The organism is Nocardia sp. NPDC002869, assembly GCF_046764065.1.
GTDB classification, from domain to species: Bacteria; Actinomycetota; Actinomycetes; order Mycobacteriales; family Mycobacteriaceae; genus Nocardia; species Nocardia rhamnosiphila.
Window position 1 is genome coordinate 25,240 of sequence record NZ_JBKOOL010000045.1, and the last position, 9,920, is coordinate 35,159.

General features: G+C 66.2%; 9 protein-coding genes. 7 read left to right on the forward strand and 2 right to left on the reverse strand.

Annotated features, from left to right (window positions below; translation table 11 throughout):
* Positions 1-397: 397 nt before the first annotated feature.
* A complete protein-coding gene (locus ACLML9_RS11455; protein ID WP_411945487.1) occupies positions 398-1,438 on the reverse strand; it encodes an LLM class F420-dependent oxidoreductase in 1,041 nt (346 codons plus the stop codon).
* A gap of 60 nt (positions 1,439-1,498) precedes the next feature.
* On the opposite strand from ACLML9_RS11455, the gene ACLML9_RS11460 reads away from it, so the two are divergent.
* The 5 genes from ACLML9_RS11460 to ACLML9_RS11480 are packed head-to-tail and all read left to right on the forward strand — an operon-like array spanning position 1,499 to position 6,106.
* Positions 1,499-2,512 carry a Zn-ribbon domain-containing OB-fold protein gene (locus ACLML9_RS11460; RefSeq protein WP_411945488.1) on the forward strand — a complete coding sequence of 338 codons (1,014 nt, stop codon included), beginning with the start codon at positions 1,499-1,501 and terminating at the stop codon, positions 2,510-2,512.
* A 13-nt stretch (positions 2,513-2,525) separates the two neighbouring features.
* Positions 2,526-3,593 (forward strand): thiolase domain-containing protein, encoded by a 1,068-nt coding sequence (locus tag ACLML9_RS11465; RefSeq protein ID WP_411945489.1) that lies wholly within the window; start codon positions 2,526-2,528, stop codon positions 3,591-3,593.
* Positions 3,590-4,756, forward strand: coding sequence for a thiolase domain-containing protein (locus ACLML9_RS11470; RefSeq protein ID WP_030522914.1), 1,167 nt, complete (start codon positions 3,590-3,592; stop codon positions 4,754-4,756). The genes ACLML9_RS11465 and ACLML9_RS11470 overlap by 4 nt, the downstream gene beginning before the upstream one ends.
* Before the next feature lie 2 nt (positions 4,757-4,758).
* On the forward strand, positions 4,759-5,634 hold the full coding sequence (locus tag ACLML9_RS11475) for a TIGR03619 family F420-dependent LLM class oxidoreductase (RefSeq protein ID WP_411945494.1): 876 nt from the start codon (positions 4,759-4,761) through the stop codon (positions 5,632-5,634).
* Between the two features lie 55 nt (positions 5,635-5,689).
* On the forward strand, positions 5,690-6,106 hold the full coding sequence (locus tag ACLML9_RS11480) for a nuclear transport factor 2 family protein (protein WP_411945490.1): 417 nt from the start codon (positions 5,690-5,692) through the stop codon (positions 6,104-6,106).
* Between the two features lie 263 nt (positions 6,107-6,369).
* Here the strand turns inward: ACLML9_RS11480 and ACLML9_RS11485 are convergent, their stop codons facing one another.
* The gene (locus ACLML9_RS11485; RefSeq protein WP_411945495.1) at positions 6,370-7,626 is read right to left on the reverse strand and encodes a cytochrome P450; all 1,257 of its coding nucleotides are present in this window, start codon (positions 7,624-7,626) and stop codon (positions 6,370-6,372) included.
* 158 nt (positions 7,627-7,784) lie between these two features.
* Here ACLML9_RS11485 and ACLML9_RS11490 point away from each other — a divergent pair, with 158 nt between their 5' ends.
* Positions 7,785-8,948 carry a steroid 3-ketoacyl-CoA thiolase gene (locus ACLML9_RS11490; protein WP_411945491.1) on the forward strand — a complete coding sequence of 388 codons (1,164 nt, stop codon included), beginning with the start codon at positions 7,785-7,787 and terminating at the stop codon, positions 8,946-8,948.
* Positions 8,949-9,382: 434 nt separating this feature from the next.
* Positions 9,383-9,799, forward strand: coding sequence for a helix-turn-helix domain-containing protein (locus ACLML9_RS11495; protein WP_014348820.1), 417 nt, complete (start codon positions 9,383-9,385; stop codon positions 9,797-9,799).
* Positions 9,800-9,920 lie beyond the last annotated feature (121 nt).

Below are 9,920 nucleotides of genomic sequence, written 5' to 3' on the forward strand. Positions count from 1 at the left end.
GGGCCCGGTCGCACGATGCAGTGGCGAGCCTTCACGGACTGCATCGATGTAGACCTCGGTGGCGCGCTCGCCGCTCTCGGTGAATACAGCCGGTTCGAGCGTCATTTTCACGGTTTGTGTAGCCACCGACTGCCGCGATACCTCACAACGACGTGCCGAAATGCATAGCTTCACGAAATCATAAGGGATGCAATGAGGAAAGGCCGGAAGAGCGATCTCGGAGGTGCGACTCCAGCCACCGACACCGCGCCCGACACGGACGAATTCCGACCCGGTGCCGGCCGACTCGACCGGTCACCACGGCCGAATGCCGCTGCCCGTGTCGGGGCTTCTCCGGCTGCCGGAGCACCGCCGCGCCTACTGCGTTGCCCGCCGACCGACCAATTCTGCAACAAGTTCACCCGGCGGAAATCAGTGGCGCCAAACGTTTCAGCTGCGCCACATCCGGCACCGAAACCAACAGCATGGTGACACCCGCGGCCTCCCACACCGCGATCTGCTCACGCACCTGGGTCTCGTTGCCGATGATCGCGGTCTCCAGTACCAGCTCGTCCGGTACCGCGGCCGCGGCCTCGGCCTTCTTGCCCGCCCGGAAGAGCGTGCCGATCTCGTCGACTTCCTTCTCGTAGCCCATCCGGCGATACACCTGCGCGTGGAAATTCAGTTCCGGTGCGCCCATCCCGCCGATGTAGAGCGAGGTGATCCAGCGCATCCGTTCGATCTCGGCCGCGGGATCGTCGGTAATGATCACCTGCGCGGTCGCGGCGATCTCGAAGTCCTCCCGCGAACGCCGGGCACCCGGGCGGGCGAAACCTTCGTCCAGCCATTCGTTGTACACATCCGCCATGCGGGGCGTGTAGTAGATCGCGAGCCAGCCGTCGGCGATCTCCGCGGTCAGCGCCACATTCTTCGGCCCTTCCGCACCCAGCCAGATCGGCAGATCCGCACGTAGCGGATGGGTTATCGGTTTGAGCGGTTTACCCAGACCGGTCGCGCCCGCCCCGTGGTAGGGCAGCGGATAGTTCGGTCCGTCGTTGGTCACCGGGCCCTGCCGGGCCAGCACCTTGCGCACGATATCGACGTATTCGCGGGTCCGCTGCAACGGTTTGGCGAACGGCTGCCCGTACCAGCCCTCCACCACCTGCGGGCCGGAGACGCCGAGGCCGAGGATCGCCCGCCCGCCGCTGAGATGATCGAGGGTGAGCGCGTGCATGGCGGTGGCGGTGGGGGTCCGGGCCGACAGCTGCACCACCGAGGTCCCCAGTCGCACCCGCTCGGTCGCCGAACCCCACCAGGCCAGCGGGGTGAAGGCATCCGATCCCCAGGACTCGGCGGCGAACACCGCGTCGAACCCGGTCTCCTCGGCCGCCACGACGACCTCGGCGGCATGTTCCGGCGGCCCCGCGCTCCAGTACCCGAGTTGCAATCCGAACTTCATATCCGACCCCTTCCGGCCTACTGCTTGCCAGTAGAATAAGAACCTGTTCTACTCGATATCGTGAATCAGGGGAATACTGCACCCACGGTAATTACGCAGGAACGCCCGCCGGGACTGAAACCGAGCGATGTGCTCAGTGCGCCCCTGCGGATGGAGTTCGACTACACGCGCTCCGTGGGACCAATCATCGGCAAGTTCCTTACCGGCCTGCGCGAGCGACGCGTCTTCGGTATCAGGGGTTCGGACGGCCGGGTGCTCGTACCACCGGCCGAATTCGACCCGGTGACCGCCGAACCGCTGTCGGAGTTCGTCGAGGTCGCCGCCACCGGGACGGTGAAGTCCTGGACCTGGGTCCGCGACCCGCTGCCCGGGCAGCCCTTCGACCGGCCGTTCGCCTACGCGTTGATCCAGCTCGACGGCGCCGACACCGCACTGCTGCACGCCGTCGATGTCGCGAGTCCGGAAGAGATCGGCACCGGCCTGCGGGTGACGGCCCGCTGGGCCGGCGAACTCACCGGCACCATCCACGACATCGTCTGTTTCGAGCCCGGTGAGACCCCCACGGCGGAGCCGGCGCCGGCCTCGGATGCCGACCCGGTCACCATCATCACCACACCGATCGGGATGGACTACAAGCACACCGCCTCCCCTGAGGAGAGCACCTTCCTGCGCGGACTGAAAGAGGGCAAACTCATCGGCGCACGGGCCGATGCGAACAGCAAGGTGTACTTCCCGCCGCGCGGCGTGGACCCCATGGACGGCCGGTCCACCGCGGAAACGGTCGAACTGGCCGAGACCGCTACGGTCACCACTTTCTGCATCGTGAACGTGCCGTTCCTCGGGCAGCGGATCAAACCACCGTATGTGGCGGCGTATGTCCTGCTCGACGGCGCGGATATCCCTTTCCTGCACCTCGTGCTCGGCTGCGACGCGAGCGAGGTGCGGATGGGTATGCGGGTCAAGGTGGTCTGGAAGCCGCGCGAGGAGTGGGACTACACCATGGCCAATATCAGCCACTTCGAGCCGACCGGCGAGCCGGATGCCGATTACGACACCTACAAGCATCACCTGTGAGAGGGCTCCCCGCGTGACCATCACCGAGCGTTCCATCGACAACGCCACCGAGATCGCCGTCGTCGGCTTCGCGCACGCACCGCATGTGTCGGAGACCTACGGCACCACCAACGGGGTGGAGATGCTGGTGCCCTGCTTCCAGCAGCTCTACCACCAGCTGGGCATCACCAAATCCGATATCGACTTCTGGTGCTCCGGATCGTCGGACTACCTGGCCGGGCGATCCTTCTCGTTCATCTCCGCCATCGATTCGATCGGCGCCGTACCGCCGATCAACGAATCCCATGTGGAGATGGACGCCGCCTGGGCTCTGTACGAAGCCTGGGTGAAACTGCGCACCGGCCAGGTACAGACCGCGCTGGTCTACGGCTTCGGGAAATCTTCCGCGAGCACCCTGCGCCAGGTGCTGTCCACCCAGCTCGACCCCTACCTGGTCACGCCCCTGTGGCCGGATTCGCTGGCCATCGCCGGGCTGCAGGCCCGGGCGGGCTTGGACGCCGGCCGCTGGACCGAGCGCGATATGGCCGCGGTCTCGGCCGCCCACACCGTCGACGGGAAGTCGATCGACGATCTGCTCGCCGGTCCCTATGTCGCCGACCCGCTCCGGGAACACGACTGCGCGCCCGTCACCGACGGCGCCGCGGCCATCGTGCTGGCGGTCGGCGACCGTGCCCGTGAGCTGACCGAGCGTCCCGCCTGGATCACCGGGATGGCGCACCGGATCGATTCCAGTGTGCTGGGCGCCCGTGACCTGACCACCTCGCCGTCGGCCGCCGCCGCGGGACAGGCGGTGACCACCGGCGACACCAGCGGTATCGACGTCGCCGAGCTGCACGCGCCGTTCAGCCACCAGCAGCTCATCCTGACCGAGGCGCTCGGTCTGAAGCCGGAGACGAAGATCAACCCGTCCGGCGGCGCGCTGGCCGGCAATCCCATGTTCGCCACCGGGCTGGAGCGCATCGGCTACGCCGCGCTGCCCATCATGGCGGGCACCGCGGGCCGCACCCTGGCACATGCCACCAGCGGCCCGGCCCTGCAGCAGAACCTTGTGACCGTTTTGAATTCGGAGGCCGGCCGATGAGTTTCCCCGCCGCGGTGCTGGGCACCGGACAGACCCATCACGTCGCCAAGCGCAGCGATGTCTCGATGGCCGGGATGTGCCGGGAGGCGATCGACCGGGCGCTGGCCGACGCCGACCTGACCATGGCCGATATCGACGCCATCGTCATCGGCAAGGCGCCGGACATGTTCGAGGGCATGATGATGCCCGAGCTGTACCTGGCCGACGCGCTGGGTGCCCCCGGGAAACCGCTGTTACGCGTGCACACCGCGGGCTCGGTCGGCGGTTCCACCGCCTGTGTGGCCGCCAGTATGGTGCAGGGCGGTGTGCACGAGAAGGTGCTCGCCATCGCCTGGGAGAAGCAGTCGGAGTCGAATGCCATGTGGGCGTTGTCGATTCCGGTTCCCTTCACCATGCCGGTGGGTGCGGGTGCCGGCGGTTATTTCGCCCCGCATGTGCGGTCCTATATCCGCCGCTCGAACGCGCCCCTGCACATCGGCGCGACAGTGGCGGCCAAGGACCGGCGCAACGGGGCCAAGAACCCGCACGCCCATCTCAAGCAGGGCGACAAGACCGCCGAAGAGGTGCTGGCCTCGCAGATGCTGTGGGACCCCATCCGCTTCGACGAGACCTGCCCCTCCTCCGACGGCGCCTGCGCCGTGGTCATCGGCGGTGAGAAGTCGGCGGCCGCGGTGGAGGCGTCCGGGAAGAAGGTCGGCTGGATCCACGCCACCGCCATGCGCACCGAGCCGCTGGCCTACGCCGGCCGTGACCAGGTGAACCCGCAGGCCGGCCAGGAAGCCGCGAAGGCCCTGTGGGCGCAGGCCGGGATCACCGATCCGCTGGCCGAGATCGACGCCGCCGAGATCTACGTCCCCTTCTCCTGGTTCGAACCGATGTGGCTGGAGAACCTCGGTTTCGCCGCCCCCGGTGACGGCTGGAAGCTCACCGACAAAGGCGAAACCGAGATCGGCGGCGCGCTGCCGGTGAACCCGTCCGGCGGGGTGCTCTCCTCGAACCCGATCGGGGCCTCCGGCATGATCCGGTTCGCCGAGGCCGCCAAACAGGTCATGGGCCGGGCCGGTGACTATCAGGTCGACAATGCCCGCAAGGCGCTGGGTCACGCCTACGGCGGCGGCTCGCAGTACTTCTCCATGTGGGTCGTGGGATCGGAACGCCGATGACGCTGAAGTTCAGCCTCGGGGTCGCGCTGAGCCCGCTGGACCAGCTGCCTGCGCTCGCGCGGACCGCCGAGGAGGTCGGGTTCACCTCGATCGCCCTGCCGGATTCGCTGTTCTACATGAAATCCCAGGCGGCGAAGTATCCCTACACCCCGGACGGCAGCCGCTTCTGGGGTCCGGACACACCGTGGGTGGATCCGCTCATCGCCGCGACCGCCATGGCCGCGGTGACCACCCGGCTGCGCTTCTACACCAATGTGCTCAAACTCGGGTCCCGCAATCCGCTGCTGCTCGCCCGCCAGGTCGGGTCGGTGGCGAATCTGTCCGGTAACCGGTTCGGGTTCGGGGTGGGCATCGGCTGGGCGCCGGAGGAATTCGAATGGTGCGGGGTGCCCTACGCGCGCCGCGGCGCCCGCGTGGACGAGATGATCGAGGTCATCAAGAAAGTCCTCGCGGGTGGCATGGTCGAGTATCACGGTGAGTTCTTCGATTTCGACGAACTGCAGATGAGTCCCGCACCGAGCGAACCGGTCCCGTTCTACATCGGCGGCCATACCGATGTGGCACTGCGCCGCGCCGCGAAGGTCGGGGACGGCTGGACCTCGGCCATGATGAAGTTCGACGATCTGCAGACCACCATCGCCCGGCTCGGTGAACTCCGCGCCGAATACGGGCGGGCCGAGGTGCCGTTCGAGATCCAGGCGGTCTGCATCGACAAGTTCGGCCGCGACGGCTACCAGGATCAGTACGACGCCGGGGTCACCGATGCGATCGTGATCCCCTGGCTGGCAGCGGGTATCGGCTTCGACGGTGAGCTCGAGGCCAAGAAGGACGCGCTGCGCGAATTCGCCGAAGAGTACATCCAGAACCCGATCAACTGACTTCCGCGTGTGCCGCCACGGAAGTGGTGGCACACCGGCTTGTCGAGAGGAACCGATGAGCAGCGAGGAACATCCCGCCCGCGCGGCCGGGCTCGCCTCCCAAGCCGCAGTGCGTGCCCGGGACAAGGACGCCTGGCTCGCGCTGTTCGCTCCGGACGGCATCGTGGAGGACCCCATCGGCCCGTCCGGTTTCGACCCCGAAGGCAAGGGCCACCGTGGCCCGGAGGCCATCGGGGCGTTCTGGGACAAAGCGATCGCCGCGACGGATTCCATCGAATTCCTGTTCGGTGATTCGTTCGCCTGCGGTGCCGAGGTCGCGTTCACCGGCATCATCCGCAGCGTTGTCGGGGGCCACCGCATCGATGCCGAGGGCGTGTTCACCTACAAGGTCGACGAAGCCGGCAAGATCCTCGCGCTGCGCGCGTTCTGGGAGATCGATCGGGCCATGGCGACGGCCGCACCGGCCACCTGAGCGGCGGCCGGCCGGTTTCCCTCCCGGCGCGGCCGCTTCCGCAGTACGGTCCTGCCCCGCACACCACCGGGTGTGCGGGGCAGAATCCTTCAGTTTTGCCCCAGAGCAGCGGGACGACGAAAAACCGCGACGTCGGCCCGGAGGAACCCGTCGTCGCCGATGACCGGCCGACGACCTGGCAAGAATTCGCCGGGGACGCCCGAAAGAGTCCGGCCCCGCGGACCGTGGTCACGCGGGGCCGGAACAGCGATCGGTCGCGAGCGTCAGCTTCCGGTCTTACCGGTGACCGGGCAGGTCTTGTAGTCCACCTGAAACTCCTTGACGCCGTTCAGCCACCCCGACCGCAGCCGCTTCGGGTCGCCCAGCTTGGTGATGTCGGGCATATGGTCGGCGATCGCGTTGAAGATCAGGTCGATCTCCAGTTTGGCCAGGTTGGCGCCGATGCAGTAGTGCGCGCCGGTACCGCCGAACGCCACATGTTGATTGTCCTCGCGCATGATGTCGAACTTCATCGGGTTCTCGAAGACGTCCTCGTCGAAATTCGCCGACCGGTAGACCATCAGGACCCGCTGGCCCTTCTTGATCTGGACGCCGTTCAGTTCGGTGTCCTCGAGCGCGGTGCGCTGGAAGGTGGTGATGGGGCTGGCCCAGCGGATGATCTCGTCGGCCGCGGTCTTGGGGCGTTCCTTCTTGTAGAGCTCCCACTGATCCGGGTTCTCCAGGAAGGCGATCATGCCGTGGGTGATGGCGTTGCGGGTGGTCTCGTTACCCGCGACGGCCAGCAGCATGACGAAGAAGCCGAATTCCTCCGACTTGAGGGATTCACCGTCGATATCGGCTTCGACCAGGGTGGTGACGATATCGTCGGCCGGACAGGCCTTACGGGCCTCGGCCATCGCGTAGGCGTATCCGAGCAGTTCAGTGGAGGCCTGCACCGGGTCCACGTCGATCTCGGGATCGTCGTAGCCGGTCATCTCATTGGACCAGGTGAACACCTTCATCCGGTCCTCCTGCGGGACACCGATGAGTTCGGCGATCGCCTGCAGGGGCAGTTCGCAGGCGATCTGGGTGACGAAATCACCGGACCCGGCCTCGGCAGCGGCCTTGACGATGGCCTCGGTGCGCTTGGACAGCTCTTCACGCAGCGAGTTGATCGCGCGGGGGGTGAACCCGCGCGAGATGATCTTGCGCATCCGGGTGTGCTCGGGCGGATCCATGTTCAGCAGGATGAAACGCTGCAGTTCGATCTGCTCCCGCTCGATATCGTCGTTGAAACGCGGCAGCGCCGTGTTCTCGAAGGTCGAGAACACATCACTGCGCCGCGACACCTCCTTGACGTCGGCGTGTTTGCTGACGACCCAGAAGCCGTCGTCGTGGAATCCGCCCACTTCCGGCGACTTCTCCTGCCACCAGATCGGTGCGGTACGCCGGAGTTCGGCGAACTCCTCGACCGGCATCCGCTGCACGTACATGTCGGGGTCCGTGACGTCGAACCCGTCCGGCAGGTTCGGCCGGGCCATACGCGTATCCACCACCAGATGTCTCCTTCGACAAACTGAAACACGTTCTACAATCATTGAAGCACAGGCGGGAGAACGAGGAAAGAAAGCGGACTGATCGAGCCTCGTGCCGCGTGCGGAACACGTTACAGTTTTATGTCCGAAACGAAAGGTTCATGATGGGCACACCCGTTATCGTCGAGGCAGCTCGCACCCCCATCGGCAAACGCAACGGCCGGCTGTCCGGGCTGCACGCCGCCGAGATCCTCGGCCTCGCCCAGCGCGGGCTGCTCGATCACGCCCACCTCGACCCCGCCAAGGTCGAACAGATCATCGGCGGCTGCGTCACCCAGGCCGGCGCACAGTCCAACAACATCACCCGCACGGCCTGGCTCGCGGCCGGCCTGCCCTGGCAGGTGGGCGCCACGACCATCGACGCGCAGTGCGGTTCGGCCCAGCAGGCCAACCATCTCGTCGCCGGCCTGATCGCCGCCGACGCCATCGACATCGGTGTCGCCTGCGGCGTGGAGGCGATGAGCCAGGTGCCGCTGGGCGCCAATGTCGGAGACCAGGCGGGCCCGCGCCGGCCGGCCTCCTGGGATATCGATATGCCCAACCAGTTCGAGGCCGCAGAGCGAATCGCCAAGCGGCGCGGTATCACTCGCGAGGACGTGGACGCGCTCGGCGTGCGGTCCCAGCGCCTGGCCGCACAGGCCTGGGCGGAGGGCCGGTTCGACCGCGAGGTGCTCACCATCACCGCGCCGGTGATCGACAAGGAGGGCAACCCGACCGGGGAAAAGCAGGAGGTGAGCCGAGATCAGGGCCTGCGGGAGACCTCGGCGGAGAGTCTCGCCGAGCTGAAGCCGGTACTGGAGGGCGGAATCCACACCGCCGGAACGTCTTCACAGATCTCCGACGGGGCGGCGGCAGTACTGCTGATGGACGAGAAGGCCGCCGAGCGTGAAGGTCTGCGGCCCCGGGCCCGGGTGGTGACCCAGTGCCTGGTCGGTTCCGAACCCGAGTTCCACCTCGACGGCCCGGTCCAGGCGTGCGAACGGCTGCTCGAGCGGTCGGGTATGAGCATCGGCGATATCGACCTGTTCGAGATCAATGAGGCGTTCGCTTCCGTAGCATTGTCCTGGGCCCAGGTGCACAAGCCCGATTTCGACCGGGTGAATGTGAACGGTGGCGCGATCGCCCTCGGCCATCCTGTCGGCTCCACCGGGTCCCGTTTGATCACCACGGCCCTGCATGAACTCGAACGCTCCGACCGGAACGTCGCAATGGTTCTCATGTGCGCCGGTGGCGCACTCGCGACAGGAACGATCATCGAACGCCTGTAGCGGCGCCTCCAATTCCCTATCGCGACAGGACATCGGCCCGTACGGCCCACAGTCGGACCCGTACGGACCCAGTGTCCTTCACAAAATTCAGCCGGTAGGTTGAACGTTCATCTCAGTTTTCGGTAGACGTGTCGTACGCCACACAATGACTTCGGCGCAGCTCCGGAAGGGATACCAGCTACCCAGAGGCTACTGGCCGCCCGCCCGGGAAGACCCCCGCGACGGGCGGCTACCCGGCCGTATCAGAGGTCCACAAGTCCGGTCCGGGCAACCCGCAAACGCGGTACCACGGTCCACTCCCCCTGATATGCGCCTGGAAGCTTCAAGGAAATCCTGATTCAGGCGTAGGTTTTCAGTTACTGAGCCGCTAATATCAATGATAGGTATCCGAGATAACGTCTGTTAGTACAGTGAAGGGAATTGGGCGGCTCACAATGGCTGATTTCGCGGCGCGGCTGAACAAGCTGTTCGAAACCGTGCATCCCCCGGGGCGAAAGCCGCATACCAATGCAGAGGTAGCGGCCGCCCTGACGGCATCCGGTCATCCGATCTCCAAACCGTATCTGTCGCAGTTACGGTCGGGCCAGCGTACGAATCCTTCCGATGAGACGGTTGCGGCGCTGGCGAAGTTCTTCAAGGTGAAGCCCGACTACTTCTTCAACGACATCTACGCCGCGAAGATCGACCACGACCTGGAACTCCTATCGCAGCTACAGGGTTACGGTCTGCGGCGGCTGTCCAGCCGGGCCTTCGACCTGTCGGAGGAGTCGCAGAACCTGCTCACCTCCATGGCGGAAAAACTGCGCGCGAGCGAAGGCTTGCCCGAAGTTCCGCCGGACGGCACCGAATAGCAGACACCGTCGGGGGGGGGGGGGGGGGCGCCGGGGGGGGGCGCCCCCCCGCGCCGGGGCCCCCCCAAAAACCCCCCCCGGAAAAACAGGGCGGGGGGAAAAAAAGTATAGTTAGGAGAAG